Raw genomic sequence first — 23,620 nt, 5'->3', positions numbered from 1 at the left:
GCGTCCTGTTTCTTTTTTCTTCTCCGCCGGTTGGAACGGAGCGGCAGGAAGAATGGCTAATCATGTCGAAAACCACCGCCTATGCACTGTATTCTGACAGTCCGCACAAGTTCGGCGGCCCAAGTATCCGTGGATCAGGCACGTACCGTGCCCCGCAAGAGGTGGTAGGCGTTCCCCATGATCCAGCTCATCAAGGTCAACAAGCACTTCGGCCCGCTGCACGTGCTGGTGGACATCGACCTGACCGTCAAGGCCGGGGAGAAACTGGTCGTCATCGGGCCTTCGGGTTCCGGCAAGTCCACCCTCATCCGCTGCATCAACCTCCTGGAGCGGCCGACCAGCGGGACGGTGATCGTCGACGGCGTCGACGTCACGGCCCCGCGCGCCCCGCTGACCAAGGTGCGCCAGTCCATCGGCATGGTGTTCCAGCAGTTCAACCTCTACCCCCACAAGACGGTGCTGGAGAACGTCACGCTGGCGCCGATCCTGGTCAAGGGCGTCCCCCGGGAGGAGGCCGAGGCCACGGGCCTGCAGTTCCTGGAGCGGGTCGGGCTGAAGCACAAGGCCCACGCGTACCCGTCGCAGCTGTCGGGCGGGCAGCAGCAGCGGGTCGCCATCGCCCGCGCCCTCAACATGCGGCCGAAGATCATGCTCTTTGACGAGCCCACCTCCGCGCTGGACCCGGAGATGGTCCAGGAGGTGCTGGACGTCATGATCAGCCTGTCGCAGGACGGGATCACGATGGTGGTGGTCACCCACGAGATGGGCTTCGCCCGCGAGGTGGCCGACCGGGTGATCTTCATGGACGGCGGGCAGATCCTGGAAGAGGGGCCGCCCGAGCACTTCTTCGAGTCTCCGACCCATGAGCGGACGAAGCTGTTCCTCAGCCGCATTCTGCGCTGAGGAATGGCCGCTAGAAGACCAACGGCAGAGGGGGAGTATCGGAATGAAACGCAGATGGGGTGCGACTGTCGCGGCGCTTCTGTGCGCGGCCGTTCTGGCGGGCTGTGGGGGGCGGTCCAGCGCCCCGGCCGGCGGCGGCGCCGGGGGTGGCGCCTCCGACCTGCCCGCGCAGGTCCAGAAGATCAGGGACGCCGGCGTGCTGCGGGTGGGCGTGAAGGAGGACGTCCCGAAATTCGGCTACTTCGACCCCGCCAAGAACGCGCATGAAGGCCTCGAGATCGACCTGGCCAGGCGCATCGCCAAGGAGATCTTCGGCGACGAGAGCAAGGTACAGTTCACGGGCGTCAACGCCAAGACCCGCGGGCCGGCCCTGGACAACGGCGAGATCGACCTGGTGATCGCGACGTTCACCATCACCGAAGAGCGCAAGAAGAGCTGGAACTTCTCTGACCCGTACTTCACGGACTACGTCGGTTTCCTGGTGCTGGCGGACAGCGGCATCCAGTCCTGGAAGGATCTCGACGGCAAGGTCATCGGCGTGGCGCAGTCCGCGTCCACCCGAGCGGCCCTGACGGAGCAGGCGGAGAAGGACGGCATCAAGGTCGAGTTCATGGAGTTCGCCACCTACCCCGAGATCAAGGCGGCTCTGGACTCCCGCCGCATCGACGCCTTCTCCGTGGACCAGTCGATCCTGTGGGGCTACAAGGACGACAAGAACGTCATGCTGCCCGACAAGTTCGCCCCGCAGGAGTACGGCATCGCGACCAAGCTGTCCAACACCGAACTGGCCGAGTTCGTCAACAACATCCTCAAAGGGATGAAGGAGTCCGGTGAGCTGGACCAGCTGTACGAGAAGTGGGGGCTGAAGTAGCCGGTGGACCGCTTTGCCGCATTCAAGTGGCAGGCGCTCTTCCGCGACTGGCACATCCTCGTCGAGGGCCTGGGCCGGACCGCCAGCACGGCGGGTCTGGCCCTCCTTCTCGCCCTGGCCCTGGGCGTGGTGTTCGGCGTCCTCGCCACCGCCCCGTGGAGGAGCGGCCGGGCCGTAAGCCGCCTGTACGTGAGCCTGATCCAGAACACGCCCCTGGTCACCCAGGTCTTCTTCCTCTATTACCTCCTGCCCCACTTCGACATCATGCTGCCCACCCCGGCGGTGGGCGTGCTGGGGCTGGGGGTCTACCACGGCGCGTACATGACCGAGGTGGTGCGGGCCGGCATCCAGGCGATCCACCGGGGGCAGCTGGAGGCGGCCTTGTCGCAGGGCTTCACCTACGTGCAGGCCATGCGCCACATCATCCTGCCCCAGGCAACGCAGATCGTGCTGCCGCCCATGACCAATCAGGCCGTGGCGCTGATCAAGAACTCCTCCATCCTGGCCATGATCTCCGGCGGTGACCTGATGTTCCAGGCTGACTCCTGGTCGGCCTCCACCGGCTACTACGGGCCGGCGTACCTCACCGTCTGGGCGATCTACTTCGCCATCTGCTTCCCGCTGGCCCAGCTCGCCCGCCGGTGGGAGGAGCGGGTGCGGCTCAGCCGCGGCGGGGAGGTGTCGGCCGCGTGATCGAGGAACTCGCCGTCCTCGCCGAGTGGCACAACGTCCGCTTCATGCTGGACGGGCTGCTGATCACCCTGCGCATCAGCGCGCTCACCATCGTCTTCTCGTTCTTCCTCGGCACGCTCCTCGGCGTCATGCGCTACAGCGGCCACTGGCTCTTCGCCCGGATCGCGGCGGTCTACATCGAGAGCTTCCGCGCCTCGCCGCTGATCCTGCTCATCCTCCTGTTCCGCTTCACCATGCCGATGAAGCCCGTCGACTCCGGTACCCTGGCCATGACCCTCTTCACCGCGGCCATCGTCGGCGAGATCGTCCGGGGCGGCCTCAACTCGGTGGACAAGGGGCAGTGGGAAGCCGCCCGGTCTCAGGGATTCACCTGGTGGCAGACCATGCAGCACATCGTGCTGCCCCAGGCCTTGCGCAAGATGATCCCGCCGCTCACCGGCCAGTTCATCACGGTGGTGAAGGACACCTCCTACGTGTGGGTGACCGGCGTTCAGGAGCTCACCGGCAAGGGCGTCATCATCCTGGGCAAACACGGCTCGACGGTCCAGTTCTTCGCCATCTTCGGCACGATCGGCCTGATCTACTACGTGCTCTGCCTCACCATCAACCGGATCGGGCTCTGGCAGGAGCGGCGCATGTCCTGGCTTACCCACTAGCCGCTGGCAGGCGGGGCTGCACGCCCGATGGCGTGCAGCCCCGTATCCCGTGTCTGCGGCGTCTACTTCAGTTCGACGTCGTCGATGAAGAAGCTGGTGGGCAGCAGCCAGTCGGTGGTGACGCTGAACTCCAACCGCACCGTCTGGCCCGCGTAGCTGGAGAGGTTCACCGTCTCCTGCACCCACTGGTTCCGTGCATCCCGGTTGCTCCGGGTGACCAGGGTGGTGAGCAGGCTGCCGTTCTGGTTGTAGAGCCGCACCCGCAGGTAGTCGTACGCCGTGGAGCTTCCCTCGTCGGAGGTCATGTACCACCAGAAGGTGAGCTTGCCGTTCTGCGGGATGGTCACGGTCTGGCTGATGGCGTCGGTGCCGTAGTTGTACCCGCCCAGCCAGGCGCTGTAGCTGCCGGTCCGCGGCCGGTAGGTGCTGATCAGCTGGTAGCCGCCCGAGGAGGTCTGGACCCAGGGGGCGGTCCCGTTCTCAAAGCCGCCGTTCTGCACCTTGTTCTGGCCCGGATCGCCGGGATTGGGGCCAGGGCCGGGGCCAGGGCCCGTCTGGTTTGTGACGGCCTTGTAGGCGTTGATGCGGCCGGCGGCCCAGTAGGTGCCCGTGCCGGGGATGTCATCGGCCGTCGCCACGATGCGGTCCCAGATCTCCTGGTTGTCGAGACCCTGCGAGGCCAGGAGGCCCGCCAGGCCCGCGACGTGGGGGGTCGCCATGGACGTGCCGCTGATGGTGTTGTAGCCGCTGCCGATCCACGTGGAGTAAATGCTCACGCCGGGAGCGCCGACCTCCACCCAGTTGCCGTAGTTGGAGAAGGACGCCCTGGTGTCGGACTGGGTGGTGGCGGCGACGGCGAAGCACCGGGCGTAGTACGCCGGGTAGGAGGGCATGCTGGTTCCTTCATTCCCGGCGGCGCAGGCCAGGAAGACCCCCCGGTTCCAGGCGTAGTTGACGGCGTTCTGCAGGGTCGTGGACCCCATCGCGCCGCCCAGGCTCAGGTTGATCACGTCTGCGCCGTGGTCGGCCGCCCAGATGATGCCGTTGGCCACGTTGGCCAGGGAGCCCGTGCCCGAGTTGTTCAGGACCCGCACCGGCATGATGCTGCACTCAGGGCACATGCCGGCGCCGCCGGTGGCGTTGTCGGTCTCGGCCGCCGCGGTGCCCGCGACATGGGTGCCGTGGCCGTTGCCGTCGTCCGGGGCGTTGTCGCCGTCGACGAAGTCGTAGCCCGGGACGATCTTGTCGTTAAGATCCGGGTGGTTGCGCTGCACCCCCGTGTCGACGACGGCGATGACCGTGCCGCGGTCGCCCCGGGTCACGGCCCAGGCCTCGTAGGCGTCGATGACGTCCCACGCCCACTGCTGGCTGATGCCCGGGTCGTTGGGCACCCAGCCCGAAGCGGTGTGGTAGATGTAGTTGGGCTCCACGTATTCGACGTTGGGGTTCATCTTCAGGGCCTTGAGCACTGCCTCACTGGCCTTCAGGTCTCCCTTGGCGGACAGGGCCGGGAACTCCAGCACCTCGACGTCCAGCGCCGCCACCCGGTCCACCATCCTGGCGCCCATCTGACTGGCGATGGCCGCCCGCTGGGCCGCCGCGACGCCCGGCTTGAACTTCACGACGAACTGGCCGGGAACCGCCGGGGCTTCCAGGTCTACGCGCACGTGGTCCTTCGGGGAGACCGCACGTTGCTCCGCCAGGGCCAGGTTCGGGACCGAGGCCGCCAGCACCGTGCACAGGGCCACCAGCCAGATCACTACGCGCCTCATGGGTCCTCCTCCTCTCCTGATCTGCAGGTCCGCTTCCGGCCTGCACCGCCTCTCTGCGGTGTCGTTATGGTAAAGCGAACGGTCAGGAAGGACAAGGCAGGAGCGACACTTTTCGCCAACGGGTAAACGCCCGACCCGGACACGACGGACGAGGAGCGGGCGGCGTGGGGCGTGCCGCCGCTGGCGGAGACCCTGCGGCGGCTGGAGGAGCTGAGGCGGACAAACCCCTAGGCGCGCATCGACACAGCACGGGCGTTGCGTCGAAACATGGCGAACGAAAAACAGAACGCACCGACGGTCTTCGACAGACCGAAGGTGCGGTCTAGCTCTTATGATGCATACCCGGACGGGTGATGCCACTTAACAAGTTGACATAGCACCATAACAGAGGCTTCCTGCTACCTCTCTCCGAGTTCGGGGCAGCGCGCACGAGAACTTGTGAACTTACCCAAGGGCTTCGTGATATGTGTTGCTTCCGGGACCACTCCTCTGATTACCTGGTCACCTTGCTGATATACCTACGACCATCGCCTCTTGCTACAACGACAACGTGTGGTGGCTCGCACAGGGACAATACGATAGGGCTTGGCCACAAAATTGGCCCGACCGTGCTGTTGGACAAGCACGCTCTCAGTTGTCACGCAATCCATCTTTGGACAAGTGTCTCTAGAGACAAAAGACACCGGTGAAGGCTGTCTGACTGCTGAGCAGCTGCTCGGACGTCCCAGTGGTTCTCCACAAACTCTATTATTCGGCTTGCATAGGCCTTCCCCGGACCTCTCACGACTCCGTTCACATACTTGACCATGTCTTCTCGCAAGTCTCGGTTACGAGATCTGTGTGCAAGCGACACCATAACATCCTTGGCATTTTGCCGGGCTTCGATGTCGGTCGGAACCAAGTCGGGAGGCACTCGAAGATAACGAGCAATTCCTGACCTATCCGCGATAAGCCAGCTTTCGATCTGGGGCACCGCAATACGAAAACACATGTTCGCTGATGCCTGTGGGATCCACTGTCGCCGCATCGTTGATGGACACAGCATCGGAGTGTCAAGGTCTACTAAGACTAGCCATGGGCCATGAACTGCAGCTTGGTTATAGGAAGCGATTTTGTTCTTCAAATTGGACTTGCCACGTGTCACGTATATGATAGGCTTAGGCTCTAGTGCATCAATCTCTGCAAGAATGCGCTTGGCCACTGCCTCGTCAACTTTTCCCTCAACAGCAACACTCATAGCGCGCCTCAGAGTTGCCATTTACCGTACCTTCTCCCCAAAGCCACTCAACTTCGACGCGTCTTGAGGTTTCGTCCTGGGTATCACTGCGTCAGCTATCGTGGCGCCCCCTTCCAGAAGCTCATGGATCATCTCATCATCTTTTCCTGCCAGCACTCTGGTGCCCTCAGGACTGGGAACAAGCATCAACACCTCATCGGCGGAAATATCTTCGTCTTCGAGAATATCTCGACTATGTGTGCTAATCAAGACTTGCCGCGGTCGGCGCCGCTGGCTTCTAGCGATCATCTGCGGGATATATCGGACGACCTCTGGATGCAAGGATAGTTCTGGTTCCTCGAGCAACAACAGTCCTGTCCCATCCAAGAGCGACCAGAGCAGGCCCATTAGACGAAGAGTACCATCTGAGAACTGTTCTTCTGTTTGCCACCCAGCCTTAGGACGCCAGTGCTCGTACAAACCCCGCAAATGGGGTGTACCACGTTCATCTCTGTACAACTCAAGTTCTTTCAGTTGCGGCACCGCCACCTTCAAGGCGTCCTTAATAAAGCTGAGTCTCGAATCTCGCGTTCTTGACGGAACCCTCGCTATCTGCTCTAGAAAGTCACCCCCATACGCATCTCCATGTCGCCCCACAGAGCGTTCAGGTTCTCTAACTAACTGAGGGACGATATGCAGGTACTTCACGCCTGCAAGATACTGGGCGATCTCTCTAAAGTCTTTGTTAGCATTGATCTGCTCTAACTCGGTTTGGGTCATCCGAGCCGGATCATCTTTGTCCTCCTCGGTTGGGCGCTCTCGAAGTAATGTGTCACCCTTCCAGATCTTCTCTTCCTTCAAGATCGGGTTCCTATTGTTGTCTTGGTTGAACCTGATTCGGTACCGCCACGTTTCGTTTAACTCCAAGGTAACCTCGACAGTAATGTCGGTGTATTTCCTTGCTGCTAGACACCGAAGCTTGGAGACACCCCCCCGGTCGTTGACCGCTTTCTGTAAACCACCCCCGACCTTGGCAATATCACATAAGAAACGAAATGCATCGAGGAGATTGGACTTACCAGACGCATTGGGCCCTACAAGGAACATTCTGTCGGCCAATTCAACATCTACTTTCCTGAAATTCTTCCAGTTCTCCAGTGTAACTCGCGTGATCATGCACTCGCCCCCTGAGAACGCGGGTCTCCCTTAACAGATGCTTACGCTCAATTCTGTGGTCTGATTGGAATGTCCTGCAAGTTCACTGTCGTTGTGGTCCCTGCCTCCTTTGCACGCTTCGACCGAGATTTCCAGGGCTCGCATTTTGGACAGGATAAAGCAGGGTTGCGAAGTCCAACCAACTGTACGTCTCCGATGATAGCGAACCGTGGATTGGCGACGCCACGCGAGGACAACCATAGGGATGAGCGCACATCGAGAAATGGCAAACGAAAATCCGAACGCACCGACGGTCTTCGACAGACCAGCGGTGCGTCTTGTCGTTATGTCTCCCCCATCCGTTCCCGAAGCGCCCGTGGCAGTTCACCCATCGCCCCGATCACCCGGTCGGCCTCCTCAGGCACGCCCTGATGACCGCCCGCAGCGTGCCGCCTACCCCATCCGCCGGGAGAGGATCTCCGCCGCCAGGGCCAGCTGCCGCTCCACCTCGGCGGGGGCGGTGCCCCCGAGGGACGTGCGCTGGCTGACGCAGGTCTCGGGGGCGATGGCCTGGTAGATGTCCGCCTCGAACAGCGCCGAGAACGCCTTGAACTCCTCCAGGGTGAGATCGGCCAGGAACTTGCCCCGCTCGACGCAGTAGAGCACGGCCTTGCCCACCACCTCGTGGGCCTCCCGGAAGGGCATGCCCTTCTTCACCAGGTAGTCCGCCATGTCGGTCGCGTTGGAGAAGTCCCGGCGGACCGCCTGCGCCATGCGCTCCCGGTTGAACTTCAAGGTCGCCAGCATGCCGGTCATCACCGTCAGGCAGGCCTTCAGGGTGTCCACCGCGTCGAACAGCCGCTCCTTGTCCTCCTGCAGGTCGGTGTGGTACGCCAGGGGCAGCCCCTTCAGGACCGTCAGCAGGGCCATCAGGTCGCCGTAGATGCGGCCGGTCTTGCCCCGCACCAGTTCCGCCACGTCCGGGTTCTTCTTCTGCGGCATGATGGAGGAACCGGTGGCGTAGGCGTCATCCATCTCCACGAACCCGAACTCGGTGGAGGACCACATCACCAGCTCCTCCGCCAGCCGGGAGAGGTGCATCTGGCAGATGGCCGCAGCCGCCACGAACTCCACGATGAAGTCCCGGTCGCTGACCGCGTCCATGGAGTTGGGGTACACCCCGGCGAAGCCCAGCTCCGCCGCGGTGAACTCCCGGTCGATGGGGAAGGTGGTGCCCGCCAGCGCCCCGGCGCCCAGAGGCGAGACGTCAGCGCGTCGCAGCGCGTCCGCGAAGCGGCCGTAGTCCCGCTCCAGCATCCAGAAGTAGGCCATCAGGTGGTGCGACAGCAGGACGGGCTGCGCCCGCTGCAGGTGGGTGTAGCCGGGCATGACGGCGCCCATCTGCTCCCGGGCCCGGTCCAGCAGCGTCCCCTGAAGATCGCTCACCAGCCGCTGCACCGCGGCGATCTCGTCCTTCACCCACAGGTGCACGTCCGTGACCACCTGGTCGTTGCGGCTGCGGGCGGTGTGCAGCCGCCCCCCGGCCGGTCCGATCTTCTCGATGAGCCGCTTCTCGATGTTCAGGTGGATGTCCTCGTACTCCTGGCGGAACGGAAACTGCCCCGCCTCGATCTCGGCCTCGATCTCCCGGAGCCCCTGCTCAATGCGCGCCGCGTCGGCGGCCGGGATGATGCCCTGCCTCCCCAGCATGCGGACGTGAGCGATGGATCCCCGGATGTCCTGTTTGTACAGCCGCCGGTCAAAGGCCAGCGACGAGGTGAACCCCTCGGCGGTCTTGTCCGCGGGCTTGGTGAAGCGGCCTCCCCACAGCTTGGTCATGGCACGCGGCCTCCTCGTGATTCCGGTCTCGCATGATTATACCTTCCTGCGCATAATTATTCAATCCCAGGCGCGAGAAACGGCCGGGTGCGACCCGGCCGGCTGCGTCTGTGGTACGGGAGATCACCGGCGGCGCAGGAGGGCGAGGCCCCGCTCCAGCTTCGAGCGGCCCTCCGGGCGCAGGTGGCCGTCGGCCGCGGCGGTGAGCGCCGCCTCCAGCGCGCGCAGGACCGCCGGGTCAGCCAGGCCCGGCGCCGCCTCCACCTCGATGTCGTAATAGGGCTCAGGGGCGAGGCCGGGATAGAGGACCCGGTCCAGCGACAGCGTAGCGACGTTGCCGACCGTCCGCACGATCCGCTCCGTGCGCACATCGAGAACGGGTTCCAGCGGCCCTGCAGGGCGGCCCGCCGCGAAGGCGGCGAAGGGCACGGTACCCGGGCCGATGAGGGGCCGGATCCGCTCCACCACCTCCCGGAGGCTGGCCAAGTCCAAGGGGGCTTCATACTCCTCCCGCCGGGTGAGCGCATCCTCCCGCGCTTGCGTCACCTTCAGGGTGATCAGGGTCCGACCGTCCTCCCGGCGCACGCGCAGGCCCGCGCCGGCCCCGGCCAGGGTGCCGTCGTCCGTGTCGAAGTAGGTGTCACGGAGTGCGACCCGCTGCGCGGCGCCCAGGGGGAACCCGGCCAGCGTCTCCTGCGCGGCCAGCCGTTCAAACAAGGCCCCTGGCCCCCCGGGCACGGTGGGGGGCACCGCCAGCTTGATCTCGACTTCCAAGGTGGTCACCTTCCCGGACTGTGAACAGGTTCCGGCCCCAACCCCTCCACCCGCCAGGTCTGCCAGGGACCGCCCTGCATGGGACCCACCGGCCCGTCCGGCGGCTGACATCCCTGCCGGAGCCATCTCCGAACGGCGGAGAGGTTCGGCACCGCGGTGTGGATCTCGGTCCACCGATGCCCGCAGGTGCACGCGCCGGCCACGACCGCCCAGCGGCCGCCGTTGTCCAGCATTTGAAAGAGTTCCTCGCTGCTCCGTCCGCAGCGGCGACAGATGTTTCCCGCCTGTTGTCTCATCACAGTCTGTCCTTCTGGCAAAGAATTGGACAGCCATTTCGGAGGACATCCTGTGAATACCTTGTGAACAGCTTGTGAGCAAACGACTTTTTCGCGGGCGGGTCTAGACGAACGCCTCCCAGACCCGGTTGCCCAGCCGGAGTCCCCGGGGCGTCAGGCGAAGGGCGCCTTCTGCCCACTCCAGCAGCCCCTCCCGCCGGAGCCGGTCCACATCCGGCCCGTACACGTCGGCGATGGAGACGCCGAACCGGGCCTCGAAGCGCTCGCCGCTGACCCCCTCCAGGAGCCGAAGCCCCATGAACATCGTCTCCGCCATCTCGGCCCGACGGTCGACGACCTCCCCGGCCTCCACCGGCAGGACGCCCCGCTCCAGCGCGGCCCGGTAGGCGCCGGGGTGTTTCAGGTTCCAGAACCGGTACTGCTGCCCCGGAAGGCCCGGCGCCGTCTCCACCGGGCTGCCGCCCTGCACTCGGGATGCGGTGAGGCCGGGCCGCGGCGGCCCCAGGTTGCTGAGCGGCGCCGCCAACCGCAGGAACGAGTGAGCCCCGCAGCCGAGCCCCAGGTAGTGCTCGTTGCGCCAGTAGATGAGGTTATGCCGGCACCGGAATCCCGGGCGCGCCCAGTTGGACACCTCGTAGTGCTCGAACCCGGCCGCCTCCAGCAGCGCCTTGCCCTCCAGGAACATCTGCTCCTCCGCCTCCTCCGGCGGCAGGTGCAGCCGTCCGGCCAGGTAGGCGTGGTAGAAGGGCGTCCCTTCCTCGATGATCAGGCTGTAGGCGCTGATGTGGGTCGGCCCCAGCCCGAGGGCCCAGGAGACGGTCTCGCGGAAGTCAGCCGGGGTCTGGCCGGGCAGGCCGTACATCAGGTCGAGGTTGAGGTTCGCAAAGCCCGCCCGGCGGGCTGCTTTCACGGCCGCCTCCACCTGCAGGGCGTCGTGGATCCGGCCCAGCCGCTCCAGCAGGTGCCGCTGGCGGGCCTGGACGCCCAACGAGAGGCGGGTGGCCCCGGCCTGAACCGCCAGGTGGAGCTTCTCCCCCTCCACGTCCACCGTGCCCGGGTTGCCTTCCACCGTCACCTCGGCGTCGGGGGCCAGGCGGAAGTGCTCCCGCACCCCGCGCAGCACCCGGGCCAGCTCTGCGCCCTCCAGCAGGGTCGGCGTCCCTCCGCCGACGTAGACCGTGGAGACCTGTTCCCCCGCGACCTCGGGACGGGTCGCCCAGAGCTCCATCTCCCGCAGAAGGGCATCCACGTAGTGCGCCTGCTCCGCGCGGTCCGAGCCGGCATGGCTGTTGAAGTCGCAGTACCCGCACTTGTGCAGGCAGAAGGGGATGTGCACGTAGAGCCCGATCGGCACGGCACGGCCCTCCCAACTCTGCGGCCGGGCCCCGCGGAGCCCGGCCGTCGCGTCAGTCTTCGTCAGGGTCTGTGGAAAGCACCGCCATGAAGGCCTCCTGCGGGATCTCGACGGACCCCACCGCCTTCATCCGCTTCTTGCCTTCCTTCTGCTTCTCCAGCAGCTTCCGCTTGCGGGTGACGTCGCCGCCGTAGCACTTGGCCAGCACGTCCTTGCGCAGCGGGGCGATGTTCTCGCGCGCCAGGATCTTGTTGCCCACGGCGGCCTGGATGGGCACCTCGAACAGGTGGCGCGGAATCAGCTTGCGCAGCTTCTGGACCAGAGCCCGTCCCAGCTTCTGCGCCTTCTCCCGGTGCACGATGCAGGACAGCGCGTCCACCGGCTGGCCGTGCACCAGGATGTCCATCTTCACCATGTCCGACGGCTCGTAGCCGGTCACTTCATAGTCGAAGCTGGCATAGCCCCGCGAGCGGGTCTTCAGCTGGTCGAAGAAGTCGTACATGATCTCGGCCAGCGGCAGCTTGTAGTGCAGGTTGACCCGCTTCTCGTTCAGGTACTCCATGTTGAGGAAGGTCCCGCGCCGGTCCTGGCACAGTTCCATGAGCGGCCCGACGTACTCGGTGGGCGTGATGATGGAAGCCCGGACCACCGGCTCCTCCACCGACTCGATCTTGCTGGGGTCGGGCCAGTTGGCCGGGTTCTCGATCATGATCTGCTCGCCGCTGGTCATGTTGACCCGGTAGACCACGTTGGGCGCGGTGGTGATCAGGTTCAGGTCGAACTCCCGCTCCAGCCGCTCCTGGATGACGTCCATATGCAGGAGCCCCAGGAAGCCGCAGCGGAACCCGAAGCCCAGCGCCTCCGACGTCTCGGGCTCGAAGGAGAGCGAGGCGTCGTTGAGTTGCAGCTTCTCCAGCGCGTCCCGCAGCCGGCCGTAGTCGTTGGTCTCCACCGGGTAGAGGCCCGTGAAGACCATCGGCGTGGCCTTGCGGTAGCCGGGCAGCGGCTCCGCGGCGGGGTTGTCGGCCAGGGTGATGGTGTCGCCCACGCGGACGTGCTTCACCTCGCGAATGGTCGCCGCCAGCGCCCCGACCTCCCCGGCGGTGAGCTCCTCCACCGGGGTCAGCCCCGGCCGGAAGATGTAAAGCTCGTCGACGATGAACTCCTTGCCCGTGGCCATGAAGCGGATCCGATCGCCCTTGCGCACGGTGCCTTCGAAGATGCGGAAGTAGGTGATGACGCCCTTGTAGGAGTCGTAGAAGGAGTCGTAGATGAGCGCGCGCAGGGGTGCCCGCCGGTCCCCCTTGGGCGGCGGCACGAAGTTGACCACGGCCTCCAGGATCTCCTTCATGCCGATTCCGGTCTTGGCGGAGGCCAGGATGGCGATGGAGGTGTCGAGGCCGATGACCTCCTCGATCTCCTTCTTCACCTTCTCCGGGTCGGCCGCAGGCAGATCGATCTTGTTGATGACCGGGATGATCTCCAGATCGTGCTCCAGGGCCATGTAGACGTTGGCCAGGGTCTGCGCCTCGATCCCCTGCGAAGCGTCCACCACCAGCAAGGCGCCCTCACAGGCCGCCAGGGCCCGGGAGACCTCATACGTGAAGTCGACGTGGCCGGGCGTGTCGATCAGGTTGAGCACGTACTGCTCACCGTCGTCGGCCACGTAGTCCATCCGGACGGACTGCGCCTTGATTGTGATGCCCCGTTCCCGTTCCAGCTCCATGTTGTCCAGGACCTGGTCGGTCATCTCCCGCTTCGTCAGGACCCCGGTAAACTCGATCAGCCGGTCGGCCAGCGTGGACTTGCCGTGGTCGATGTGCGCGATGATGCAGAAATTACGGATGTGCCTCTGGTCGACCATATCGCTTTCCTTTCTGCTCCCCCAGAACAGGCTTCAGAGTATTATAGCACCACCCCCGAACAGGTACAACGGCCCGCGGCCCTCACTTTCCGGGGTACTCCCCGGCCCGGAGCAGCTCCACCAGGGCGTCGGCCAGGTAGTAGACGGCCCGCTCGGCCTCCTCGAAGGTGTTCAGGGCGTTGCCGATCTCCAGCAGGATGGCCCCGGGCAGGAGGTCCTGGTTGTACCGGGCCTGGGGGGTGAGCGTGGGCAGGGTGATGCCGGGGTTGGCCTCCTCCATCTTCTCCATCAGCCGGTTGCAGAACGCCAGGTTCTCCTGCCAGTGGGTCAGGTCGTCCCGGACGCCGATCACGCACCGGACCCGGGCCACCGGCTGGCCGTCGATCCAGACCGTGGAGTCCAGGTCCATGTTGCCGTCTCGGTGCAGGTCCATCAGCACCTTCACCGTCGGCGCCTCCCGCAGAATCCGGCGGGCGGTGTTGCGGGACGACTGGTAGGCGTACTCGTAGCCCAGCTCCTGGTGCTTGAAGGGAGCGTGCACCGTGGTGACGCCCAGATCCCGGAGCCTTCGGGCCAGGATGGCCCCGATGTCGACGATGGTCCGCTTGCTGTGGTCGTAGGAGGCGATCCGCTGCAGGTCCTGGTCGCTGGTGACGGCCAGGTCCGGGAACTCGGAGATGTAGGCCTCGTAGTCGTGGGTATGGTAGATGCCCACCAGGGGCAGCCCGTCGTTGAGCACCGTCGCTCCGGGCTCGGGCCTCGGGAAGGGCGCCTCGGCCGCGGCGGGCGGGGACGGCCGGGGCTCCGGGCCGGGGCTCTCGCCTGCCGGAAGGGACGGGTCCACGGTCATGGGCTCCTCCGGCAAAGCACCCGGGCGCAGGAACGGCAGGGCTGCCTGGAAGAGGGTCTGCGGCCGCTGGGGCCCGGGGCCTGTCCACAGGAAGCGCAGGACGCGGTCGTCCGGTTCCCCCAGGGGGCCCCGTACCGCCAGGGCCGGCACCGCTCTGCGCAGCATCTGCCGGGCGGTGGGCAGGCCCGGCCGGAACAGGGCCGTCCAGAAGGACTCCTCGGTCCGCTCGGACTCGTGGGTCCGGCCGTCGGACGCCCGGGCGGTCATGGCCGGCAGCGAGCCGGACTCCGGGGGCCGGCGGTTGACCAGCAGGCCGACCGTCGCGGCCACCACCAAGAGGTAAGCGATAAGCAGCGGCCTCGCCGTCCACAGCTTGCGCTCGATGGCAACTCACCTCGCCTGGGTTCGTCGGACGTGGCTCGTGGGCCATACTCCAGTGTACGGACGAGCCGCCGGCGTTATGACAAGTGTGGACGCCCGGGCACGGAAAACGGGGCAGCCCCGACCTGGACGGGTCGGGGCTGCCCCGGAATGCCTACGCCCTATTTCACATCGACGATCTCGTACTCGATCCGGCCGGCCGGCGCCTCCACGACGACGACCTCGCCCTTGGTCCGGCCCATGATGGCCTTGCCCACGGGCGACTCGTTGGAGATCTTGTTCTTGGCCGGGTCGGCCTCCACCGTGCCCACGATGGTATACTCCAGCAGATCGCCGTATTCCAGGTCCTTCAGCACTACGGTGGAGCCAAGCCGGATCTTGCCCGCTTCAGCCTCGTCCTCCGACTCGTCCATGATCACGGCGTTGCGCAGCGTGTTCTCCAGCATGGCGATGCGGCCCTCAACGAACGCCTGCTCGTTGCGGGCGTCATCGTACTCGGAGTTCTCGGAGAGGTCGCCGTACGACCGGGCCTCTTTCAGGCGCTCCGCCACTTCCTTGCGCTTGACGTTCCGGAGGTAATCCAGCTCCTCCTGAAGCTGCTGAAGGCCTTCCGGCGACAACACGACCGGCTTGTTCTCTTCCATATCTGTCAATCTCCCTCGCAACCAACCGAATTGAAAAAAAGAAGAACCATGCAGAACAGCGCCCGCTGGCTTCGCGGCTATTGTAACTCCGCTGGCAGCCAGAATCAAGGGATGGGCCCGTCAATCCACCGGGCGCCCGGAGAGCCTGCCCTTCAACCGGATCTCCAGCGCCTCCACGGCCTCGCCGTAGAACGTGACCGGATCCTGGTCCGGCAGGTAAAGGGTCGCCTGCCAGCCGCCGAAGAATCCCGCCACGACGAAGTGGTACCCCTTCCCCCTCACCGTGACCGACTGCGCATCCCCATGGGCGGGCTCCACGGTGCAGTTCATCCGCCGCGCCAGCTCCGCTGCCACCTCGTGCAGGGTCATGACACCAGGCCCCCCACTGTAGCCAGAATGGTTCCACTTAGCTTACCACATCGCACCGGCGCGGAACAGGGGTGAATACTCCGCCCGGTCCGGGCGCACGCTAGGAGCGAAGCCTACTTCTCGGGATTGAGACGAAACTCGCCCATGCGGTGCCACCAGTCGTCGGGCTCCAGGCCCACCCTCCAGACGGCGATCCCCTTCAGATTGTATTGGTAGGCGAGCCGCAGCTTGGCCTCCAGGCTCCGCTCGTCCGGGAACCAGGCAACCCGCTGGCCTTCGTCGGTGAGGAAGACCGCCCGGTTCTCGGCATGCACCGGATCCCAGACCACCTCGGCCCCGAACTGGGCCGCGCGGCGCTGCATGCGCCCCGGCCCGTAAGCCGCGTTGGTATCCGCCAGCTCCGGCTCCAGGGCCCATTCGTAACCGTAGAGCGGAACGCCCAGCAGGATCTTCTGCGACGGCATCACGCCGATCGCGTAACGGATCACCCGCTCCGTCCAGTCCAGCGAGGCCACAGGGCCCGGCTCGCCACCGAGCCAGTGCTGATCGTACGCCATGATGTAGAAGTGATCGACGATCTTCCCGATGGCCGCGTAGTCGGTCGCGCCGCCCCACCCCGAGGTGGTGTCCGACGTCTTGGCGGCGGCCGCGACGGAGAGGGTCAGGCCCAGCGGTTCCAACCGCTCCTTCAGGCGGCGGAGAAACTGCGTGTACGCTTCCCGGTCCTCGGGCGGGATGTTCTCGAAGTCGATCTGGATACCGCTGACGCCGAGCCGGCCGGCCTCGTCCAGCATGGACGACATGGCGCGCTCCTGCACGACGGGATCCGTCAGGATCCGGTGCGCCAGGTCGGGGTCGAAGCCCGCGTCGGAGAAGTTCCCGAAGAGGAGCACCCGCTTCTGGTGGCTGGTGACACCCCGGATGAGGGTCTGGTCCTTGCCGACCGCGTTCCCCTCCGCGTCGAAGCCGTACCCGAAGACGATCACCTGGTCCAGGTGATGGGCGTTCAGCCGCACCGATTCCAGCGAATCGCTGTCGTAGTCCACGTAATAGCCCGCGATCCAGAACCCTTCGCCCGGTGGCGCCGTGTCCAGCGGACGGTCCAGGTAGGCCCGGAGCCACAGCGGGTCGAAGGGCGGATGCGGTGCGGTGTACTGCCCCAGCAGAAATCCGCCGGCACCGGCGGCGGCGGCGACCAGCAGCGCGGCAAGCACCGCCCAGCCGGTGCGTCGCCGGGGTCGGTGCGGATGTGCGGGAATCGGCTGCCTCGGGTCCGGAAAGGACATGCTGCATCACCTCAGCGATCGCCGGGGCAGGGTGCCGTCGGCTGTTCGCTGATTAGGACGGCGTGCAGCGAAAAAAGGTTCGCGTCAGCGCAGCTCAGTGGGGACAAAGGCGTCCGCCAGCCCGATGAGGAAGGCGGCGATCAGGGCGCCCCACCAGGTGACCGTCAGCCATCCGGGGAACAGCCATCCGGTCAGGTAGATGATCACCGCCGCGGCGATGAACCCGGCGACGCCCCGCCCGGCCGGGGAGGCCCCGCGTCCCAGCATGGCCTGGGCGACCCAGCCGAGGCCGGCAATCACCAGGGAGGCAAACAGCGCCGCCCAGAATCCATTCACGGCGAAGCCCGGGGTCAGCCAGGCGACCACCAGCAGGACGACGGCCGACACGACGAACCGTACGATCGCCCCCATCATGGCGCCTCTCACCTCCATATTCTGCGCAGTAGTCTGACCGCGCGACAAATCGATTATTCGCGGCGGGAATTCCCTTGCATGCCAGCCAGGGCTATGCTAGAATTCCGATGTTAAATGCCGATGCTTGGAGGTGAGGAGTTGGCTAACACGAGGTCCGCGAAGAAGCGTGCCCTGGTCGCTGCGAAGCGCACCGCACGCAACAAGATGGTCAAGTCCAGCCTCCGGACGGCAATTCGCAAGTTCCGGGAGGCGCTTGGCACCGAGAACGCCCCGATCCTGCTCAACCGGGCCTTCTCGGCACTGGACCGGGCAGCCTCGAAGGGCGTCATCCACAAGAACACCGCCGCCCGGAAGAAGGCGCGCCTGGCCAAGGCACTGGCCAAGGCCACTGCGGCCCAGGCCGTTGCTGCCGCCAACGAGTAGGCCGGCACTCTTTCATCACCGTACAGAAGCCCCAACCGCAGATGCGGTTGGGGCTCTTACGTTCCCTCAGCCCTGTTCGCCCACCAGTTCGGCAACCACCGTCTCCAGGGTGAGCCGCGGGTCGTAGCCGGACTTGATCGCCAGGTCGGCCTCCAGCAGCCGCTTCAGGGCGCGGACGATCTCGGCCCGGTCCACGGTCGCGGCATGCTCGGCCAGCTTGCCGTACGCGTAGGGGTGCATGTGCGCCAGCTGCGCCGCCTCCTTCGGGGAGAGCCGCCGCGCCGCCAGCGCCTTGACCAGGAGCAACTGCCGGAAGCGGCCGGTCAGCGCGCTGAGCAGCTGCAGGGGGTGGTCCACCTGCTGCAGCAGACGCTCCAGCAGGGCCACCGCGCGCGCCCGCTCCCGCCTCAGCACCGCGTCGCTGAGCCGGAAGATCTCCGTCTCCGCCATGGCGGAGACCATGGTCTCCACGTCCGCGGCCCGGATCTCGCCCGCAGGACCCACGTAGAGCACCAGCTTCTCCAGCTCCCGGGCGAGCATCCCCAGGTCCGTACCGACGCGCTCCACCAGGAGGTGTGCCGCCTGGCCGCCCAGCCGCTTCCCCTCGGACTGCGCCCGCCGCTGGGCCCACATGGCCGCGTCCTCCGGCTTCAGCGGTCGGCACTCCACCGCGGCTCCGGCGGCCATCAGGGCCTTGGTGGTCTTCCGGCGTACGTCCACCTGGGCGGCCAGGAAGAGGAGCACGGTGGAGGCCACCGGCGCCTTCAGGTAGCCCAGCAGCGCCGCGTCCCCGGCGTCCGCCGGGGCCTGCTCGTCGGAGCCTCCCCTGCGCCGGGGCACGATGGCCGGGCACTCCTTCACCACCACCAGCCGCTTCTCCGCGAAGAACGGCTGGGTCTGCGCGAGGCTCAGGGCCTGGCTGAGCTGGTCGGGCCCGGGTTCCAGCACGTGGAAGTTGAAGTCGGCGGTCTCGGGGTGGACGACCGCCGCGCGCAGGGCGCGGTACACCTCCTCCACGAGGAAGCCCTCTTCCCCGTAGACCAGGTAGACCGGTCGGAGGATCCCCCGGCCGATCTCGTCCAGCACTTCGTGGTACTGCAACGCGGCGCCACTCCCTCCCGTCATCTGCGTTCAACCATTCGGGGCCGACAGCCGCCGTCCCTGCAGGACCGCCGGCGGCGGAAAACGAATGTATGAGCCATCTCATCTCCGACAGGAGGCGATGGTGTGCGCCGCGGCCCGGCCGTCTTGCTGCTGATCTGCCTGCTCTTCGGGGCAGCGTACGGCGCGTGGCGCGCCGCTGCCTTCGGCTACGGCCAGCTGTCCGCGTTCCAGCCCGTCGCGGCCCGGGCCGAACGGCCGGCGATAGGATCCGCCCCGCTGGCCGATCGGGTCGTGCTGCTCCTCATCGACGGGCTGACGGCCGACCGCGTCTACCGGCTGCCCTCGCTGGACTGGCTGCGCCGGCACGGCGCGGCTTACCGCCTGGAGGCCGCGGAAGCCGGCGGTACATCCGACTGGACGGCTACGCTGCTCAGCGGCACGCCCCCGGCCCACGGCGGGTTCCCCGCCGCCCCCGGCGGCGGTACCGCCGGCGTCGATACCCTGATCGACGCCGCCGCCCGGAGCCAGGTTCCGGCGGGCGGGGCCGGCGGCCCCGCGCTGGCGGCCCTGGCGGGCGGCGCGCTGTCGCCGTGGCGGGAGGGCGCCACGCTGGCCGAGCTGGGGGACGCGGTGTACGCCATGCTGGAGCCCGGCGGGCCACGGCTCGTCATCGTCCAGGCGGCGGATCTCGCCGGCGGCGAGGTGGACGACGGTGCCCTGGCGGAGCTGGACCTCCGCCTGGTCGCGCTTTTTGACCGCATCGACTGGCGGGACACCGCGGTCGTCGTCGCGGGCTCTCCCGACGGGCGTGCCGCACGCACCGGGTCCCCGCTCATCCTGGCCGGCAGCGGCGTGCTCGCCGGGGGAGGCGGCGACGCCACCGTCTACGACGTGGCTCCGACCGTGGCCGCCCTCGCCGGCCTGCCCGCGCCCGTTTCCCCCCGGGGGAAGCCCATCCTCAGCGCGCTCGCCGTGGAGGGGCGGCCGCTGGATGCGCTGACCCAGGTCCACCTGGAATCCCGCCGGGCGTGGGCGGCAGCCGCGCTCGCGGCGTACGGTTCGCACGAGGAGCTGCCGCCCGCCCCGGCGTCGGCCGTCGAGGGAGCAGCATACCTGGAGCGCATGGAACAGCGGCTTCGCACCGCGCGCGAGACCTGGATGAAGGCCGGCGCCCTCGACCGGCTGCCGTACGTGGGGCCGGCCCTGCTGCTGATGCTGCTCTACCTCTTGTTCGTCTACCGCAGCCCCTCCGGCGGGGCTGCATTCCGGGCGCACCTGGCGTACCTCGCCGCCTTCCACCTCCTATTCTTCGCCCTGGGAGGCCAGTACGGCACCGGGGCAGCCGGCCTGGATGGCCCCTGGGCCTGGGCGGCGCTGCGTTACGTCCTGGCAGCGGCCGGGGCCGGGGTGCTGGCCGCCTCTGCGGCGGGCTACGCCGTTTCCCGGCGCCCCTTCCGGAAGTCCCGGTACGTGGCCGCCGCCGGCCTGCACGCCGCCCTGAGCTGCGCGGCGCTCCTCGCGCTGCCCGTCGGCGCCCTGGTGCTCGCCACCGGTTGGGAGTTTCCCGTGGCCCTGCCGCCGGCCGGCCTCTGGGTATGGTTCTTCCTCACCTGCCTGCAGGTGATGGTCCTCGGCGCCCTGGCGCCCGTATGGGCCGTGGTCACCGTGCAGGCGGCCCGCTTCGCCCGGCACCGCTGGCCGGTCCCCGAGGTGGGCGACCCCGAGGTCAACGCGGACCGGGTGGTCCGGCTCAAGGCCCTGCGGCGGGCCAGACGGCGCAGCTAAAAACCGTCACCACACTCCGATCAGGCGGCCGCTCCACGGCAGGAGCGGCCGCCCCGGCGCGCCTGGAGGCCGCCCGCGGCTGCCTTCTACCCGGACCTGGAAGCCGTCGGTGCGCACCGTCACCGTGCCGTGCCGGTCCGTGCGCCAGATCTCGGCGCCTGCCCGGCTCAGCCTATCGAGCACGTCGGCGTGGGGGTGGCCGAAAGGATTGCCCGCGCCGGCGGAGATGACGGCGTACCTTGGGCGCACGGCCTCCAGGAACCGATCGCCGGTCGAGAAGCGGGAGCCGTGGTGCGACACCTTCAGCACGTCCGCCCGCAGCAGGCGGCCCCGCTCCACCAGCCGCTCCTCGGCGACCGCCTCGAGGTCGCAGGCCAGCAGGAAGGCAACCTGCCGGTACACCACCCGCAGGGCCACGCAGTTGGCGTTGTCGTCGGAGCGGCTGCCCGTGATCGGCGGGGACGGAGGCCCGAGGACCTCCAGGAACACCTCCTCCCCCAACCGCAGGACCTCGCCCTCCTGCGGCACCCGCACGGGCACCCCCAGCGCCCTGGCCGTCTCCAGCGCGGACACGTGGTGAACCTCCTCCGCCCGGGGGGTGCTCACGAGCACCTGCCCCACAGGGAGCGCCCGCAGCACACTTCCCGCCCCGCCCACGTGATCGACGTCGGGGTGGGTGAGAACGAAGAGGTCCAGGCGGCGGACCCCGATTCGCCTGAGGTGCGGCACAACCACCGCCGCGCCGGCATCGAACCTGCCTCCGCCCGTCCCGAACTCGTAAGCGGGTCCGGCGTCGACCAGCGCCGCGTGGTCCCCCGGCGCCTTCACCAGGATGGCGTCGCCCTGACCGACGTCCAGGACCACGAGCTCCAGCGCGTCCGGCGGCGCGGCCAGGGCAAGCCGCCAGGAGAGCGCCGCGCCGGCCGCCGCCAGCAGCGCGAGGGCGCCGGCAAGCGCGCCACCCGCGCGCACGGCCCGCCGGCAGGCCCGAAGCCGGGCCCACAGCGCCGCCGGAATCCGGCGGGCCTCCGGCAACGCCGCCCAGGCCAGGGCGGCGTACCACCCGAGGGCCCACCCCGGCGGCAGGCGCCCCACATCGACCTGAGCCAGCGGCACCGACGCCAGGGCCTTCACCATGTACACCAGGCCGACCAGGGCCCCGCGCCCGGCGACCCCCAGCAGCCACACGGCCGGCGGCGCGAACAGGCCCAGCAGGACCGTCGCCAGCCCGAAGGGCACCAGCAGCCCCACGTACGGGATCACCGCCAGGTTGGCCAGGGGACCCACCGGAGAGAACAGGCCGAACGCGTGCAGGCTGAGCGGCTCCACCAGGGCCTGGGCGGCAAGGGTTGCCGCCAGGCCGGCCGACAGCCACGAAGGAGGCTTGCCGGGCAACGCCCGGGCCAGGCGCGGCTCCAGCCACCCCCGGATGGGACCCGCCAGCAGCAGAATGCCCAGCGTGGCCGCCACGGAGAGCTGGAAACCCAGGTCGAACAGCAGCCCCGGCACGCCCATGAGCAGCAGGGCCGCGGCTGCGCCCAGGGTGTTCAGCGCGTCCCGCTCCCGCCCCAGGATGTCCCCGGCCAGCACCAGCACCGCCATGAGCCCGGCCCGCAGTACCGAGGGGCTGGCGCCGGTGAGGAAGATGAAGAACACCACGGCGGGGACCGCCAGTGCGGCGGCGGCCCGGCGCCCCAACCCCGCCCGGTACAGGAGCCAGAGCAGGGGCATGACCACCATGGCCACGTTGCCGCCGCTCACCGCCAGCAAGTGGAAGACCCCCGCGCCGCGGAAGGCGTCCGCGACGTCTTCCGGCAGGTGGCCGCGGCTTCCGAAGAGCAGCCCGGCCATCAGGGCGGCCTCTCGCTCGGGCAACGCCTGTTGGAGCACCGCCTCCAGCCGCAGCCTGGTCGCCACGGCAACCCGCCGGAACCAGTCGACCCGGCCCGGCCCCATCCGCTCGGCCGGGCCGGACTCCATCACCAGGTAGACCGACTGGCGGGCCAGGTACGCGGCCTCGTCGAATCCCCCCGGCCGGCGCGCCGGTGCGGGCGGCGTCAGGACGCCGGTCGCGGCGACCCGTTCCCCGTACGCGGGTGCCGTGCCGCCCCGCTGCGCCACCCGCACCCGCCCCCGGGCCGGCTGCCCCTGCGCCGCCTCCGCGGCGACGATATACGTGACGCGTCCGTCTTCCTGCAGCGCAGGCTCGCTCACCACCGTGCCGACGAGGGTCACCCGCCGGTCGGTCCAGGCGTCCAGGTTCCCCCTGCCCGCGGTCTGCACGTAGGACCAGCGCGCCGCACCGGCAAGCGCGATCGCCGCCAGAAGCAGAGCCCCACCCCTCCGCCCCGCCGCCAGCGCGGCCAAGGGCACGAGGATCGCCGCGCAGAGCACGGGATGGGGGCGCACCCACTCGGCGGCCAGGATGCCAAGCGCAAAGGCCACCGCCAAGAGCAGCGCCGGACGATTGTGCACGGGTAGACCTCCGACAACCATTTTATGGAAATTTCTGCACGCCCGGTCGTTCTCCTGCTACACCTTGGGCCGGTACCCTGGCCCGCCTGCAGAATGGTTACTTATGGGGCATTCGGGCTATAGGCACCAGAGAAGGCGGCAGCTAGAATAAAGGTAGGCAAGTTAGTTCGAGAATTCACGAACACAACCGTCCAAGCTGCTCGTGCGAGGAGGCGATCCGCATGATCTTCCAGGTGACACCCGAAACCCATCTGCTCCTCTGCCTCCTCCTCATGGCCGTGGCGGTTATCGCCGCGATGGTCATCATGGACCTGCCGGCCCCCGCACAACCGCCGCGCCGGCGGCGCGCGAAGCGGCGCGCGTGCCGCCGCGGCAGAGCGCACCTGCGGGTGATTTCCCCCCGTAAGGCCATGGAAATATAGGATAATTGAGCTACAGCCACCAGCCAGCGCTGGTGGCCGTTTATTTTTTGTGGTTTACGTGCTTGACTTGAAGG

General features: G+C 67.4%; 20 protein-coding genes. 7 read left to right on the top strand and 13 right to left on the bottom strand.

Annotated elements, in window-relative coordinates:
* Positions 1 to 177 precede the first annotated feature (177 nt).
* Genes STH_RS02550 through STH_RS02535 form a run of 4 tightly spaced genes read left to right on the top strand, consistent with a single transcriptional unit; the run spans position 178 to position 3,123 of the window.
* Positions 178 to 903, top strand: coding sequence for an amino acid ABC transporter ATP-binding protein (locus STH_RS02550; protein WP_011194625.1), 726 nt, complete (start codon positions 178 to 180; stop codon positions 901 to 903).
* A 43-nt stretch (positions 904 to 946) separates the two neighbouring features.
* Positions 947 to 1,774 carry a transporter substrate-binding domain-containing protein gene (locus STH_RS02545; protein ID WP_011194624.1) on the top strand — a complete coding sequence of 276 codons (828 nt, stop codon included), beginning with the start codon at positions 947 to 949 and terminating at the stop codon, positions 1,772 to 1,774.
* 3 nt (positions 1,775 to 1,777) lie between these two features.
* Positions 1,778 to 2,467, top strand: a complete 690-nt coding sequence (locus STH_RS02540; RefSeq protein WP_011194623.1) for an amino acid ABC transporter permease — start codon at positions 1,778 to 1,780, stop codon at positions 2,465 to 2,467.
* A gap of 44 nt (positions 2,468 to 2,511) precedes the next feature.
* On the top strand, positions 2,512 to 3,123 hold the full coding sequence (locus tag STH_RS02535; RefSeq protein WP_050742351.1) for an amino acid ABC transporter permease: 612 nt from the start codon (positions 2,512 to 2,514) through the stop codon (positions 3,121 to 3,123).
* A gap of 62 nt (positions 3,124 to 3,185) precedes the next feature.
* Here STH_RS02535 and STH_RS02530 read toward each other — a convergent pair whose 3' ends face one another.
* The 11 genes from STH_RS02530 to STH_RS02480 all read right to left on the bottom strand — a co-directional run bounded on the left by STH_RS02530 (position 3,186) and on the right by STH_RS02480 (position 17,334).
* Complete coding sequence (locus STH_RS02530) at positions 3,186 to 4,895, bottom strand: S8 family serine peptidase (protein ID WP_043713124.1); 1,710 nt, start codon at positions 4,893 to 4,895, stop codon at positions 3,186 to 3,188.
* 1,258 nt (positions 4,896 to 6,153) lie between these two features.
* Positions 6,154 to 7,287, bottom strand: coding sequence for an AAA family ATPase (locus STH_RS17795; RefSeq protein ID WP_083765911.1), 1,134 nt, complete (start codon positions 7,285 to 7,287; stop codon positions 6,154 to 6,156).
* A gap of 432 nt (positions 7,288 to 7,719) precedes the next feature.
* A complete protein-coding gene (argH, locus tag STH_RS02525; protein WP_011194620.1) occupies positions 7,720 to 9,105 on the bottom strand; it encodes an argininosuccinate lyase in 1,386 nt (461 codons plus the stop codon).
* Positions 9,106 to 9,228: 123 nt separating this feature from the next.
* Entirely contained in the window at positions 9,229 to 9,888 is a 660-nt protein-coding gene (locus STH_RS16770) for a CYTH domain-containing protein (protein WP_011194619.1), read from the bottom strand.
* A 390-nt stretch (positions 9,889 to 10,278) separates the two neighbouring features.
* Positions 10,279 to 11,529, bottom strand: a complete 1,251-nt coding sequence (hemW, locus tag STH_RS02515) for a radical SAM family heme chaperone HemW (RefSeq protein WP_011194617.1) — start codon at positions 11,527 to 11,529, stop codon at positions 10,279 to 10,281.
* Between the two features lie 52 nt (positions 11,530 to 11,581).
* Positions 11,582 to 13,393 carry a translation elongation factor 4 gene (gene lepA / locus STH_RS02510; RefSeq protein WP_011194616.1) on the bottom strand — a complete coding sequence of 604 codons (1,812 nt, stop codon included), beginning with the start codon at positions 13,391 to 13,393 and terminating at the stop codon, positions 11,582 to 11,584.
* An 82-nt stretch (positions 13,394 to 13,475) separates the two neighbouring features.
* A complete protein-coding gene (locus tag STH_RS16765; protein ID WP_148205457.1) occupies positions 13,476 to 14,573 on the bottom strand; it encodes a stage II sporulation protein P in 1,098 nt (365 codons plus the stop codon).
* Positions 14,574 to 14,785: 212 nt separating this feature from the next.
* Positions 14,786 to 15,268 (bottom strand): transcription elongation factor GreA, encoded by a 483-nt coding sequence (gene greA / locus STH_RS02500; protein ID WP_011194614.1) that lies wholly within the window; start codon positions 15,266 to 15,268, stop codon positions 14,786 to 14,788.
* Between the two features lie 120 nt (positions 15,269 to 15,388).
* Entirely contained in the window at positions 15,389 to 15,637 is a 249-nt protein-coding gene (locus STH_RS02495) for a hypothetical protein (protein ID WP_011194613.1), read from the bottom strand.
* A gap of 113 nt (positions 15,638 to 15,750) precedes the next feature.
* On the bottom strand, positions 15,751 to 16,923 hold the full coding sequence (locus STH_RS02490; protein ID WP_011194612.1) for a glycosyl hydrolase family 18 protein: 1,173 nt from the start codon (positions 16,921 to 16,923) through the stop codon (positions 15,751 to 15,753).
* A gap of 84 nt (positions 16,924 to 17,007) precedes the next feature.
* On the bottom strand, positions 17,008 to 17,334 hold the full coding sequence (locus tag STH_RS02480) for a phage holin family protein (protein ID WP_337957487.1): 327 nt from the start codon (positions 17,332 to 17,334) through the stop codon (positions 17,008 to 17,010).
* A gap of 141 nt (positions 17,335 to 17,475) precedes the next feature.
* Here STH_RS02480 and rpsT point away from each other — a divergent pair, with 141 nt between their 5' ends.
* Entirely contained in the window at positions 17,476 to 17,760 is a 285-nt protein-coding gene (gene rpsT, locus STH_RS02475; RefSeq protein ID WP_011194610.1) for a 30S ribosomal protein S20, read from the top strand.
* Positions 17,761 to 17,826: 66 nt separating this feature from the next.
* Here the strand turns inward: rpsT and holA are convergent, their stop codons facing one another.
* Complete coding sequence (gene holA, locus STH_RS02470; protein WP_011194609.1) at positions 17,827 to 18,861, bottom strand: DNA polymerase III subunit delta; 1,035 nt, start codon at positions 18,859 to 18,861, stop codon at positions 17,827 to 17,829.
* 126 nt (positions 18,862 to 18,987) lie between these two features.
* Between holA and STH_RS02465 the strand changes: the two genes are divergently transcribed.
* The gene (locus tag STH_RS02465) at positions 18,988 to 20,649 is read left to right on the top strand and encodes a hypothetical protein (RefSeq protein ID WP_011194608.1); all 1,662 of its coding nucleotides are present in this window, start codon (positions 18,988 to 18,990) and stop codon (positions 20,647 to 20,649) included.
* Positions 20,650 to 20,655: 6 nt separating this feature from the next.
* Here the strand turns inward: STH_RS02465 and STH_RS02460 are convergent, their stop codons facing one another.
* Positions 20,656 to 23,124, bottom strand: a complete 2,469-nt coding sequence (locus STH_RS02460) for a DNA internalization-related competence protein ComEC/Rec2 (RefSeq protein ID WP_043713114.1) — start codon at positions 23,122 to 23,124, stop codon at positions 20,656 to 20,658.
* 221 nt (positions 23,125 to 23,345) lie between these two features.
* Here STH_RS02460 and STH_RS02455 point away from each other — a divergent pair, with 221 nt between their 5' ends.
* Positions 23,346 to 23,546, top strand: coding sequence for a hypothetical protein (locus STH_RS02455; protein WP_043713110.1), 201 nt, complete (start codon positions 23,346 to 23,348; stop codon positions 23,544 to 23,546).
* Positions 23,547 to 23,620 lie beyond the last annotated feature (74 nt).

It is taken from the genome of Symbiobacterium thermophilum IAM 14863, from assembly GCF_000009905.1.
Classification (GTDB): Bacteria; Bacillota; Sulfobacillia; order Symbiobacteriales; family Symbiobacteriaceae; genus Symbiobacterium; species Symbiobacterium thermophilum.
This window is presented reverse-complemented; position numbering and strand designations above follow the sequence as displayed.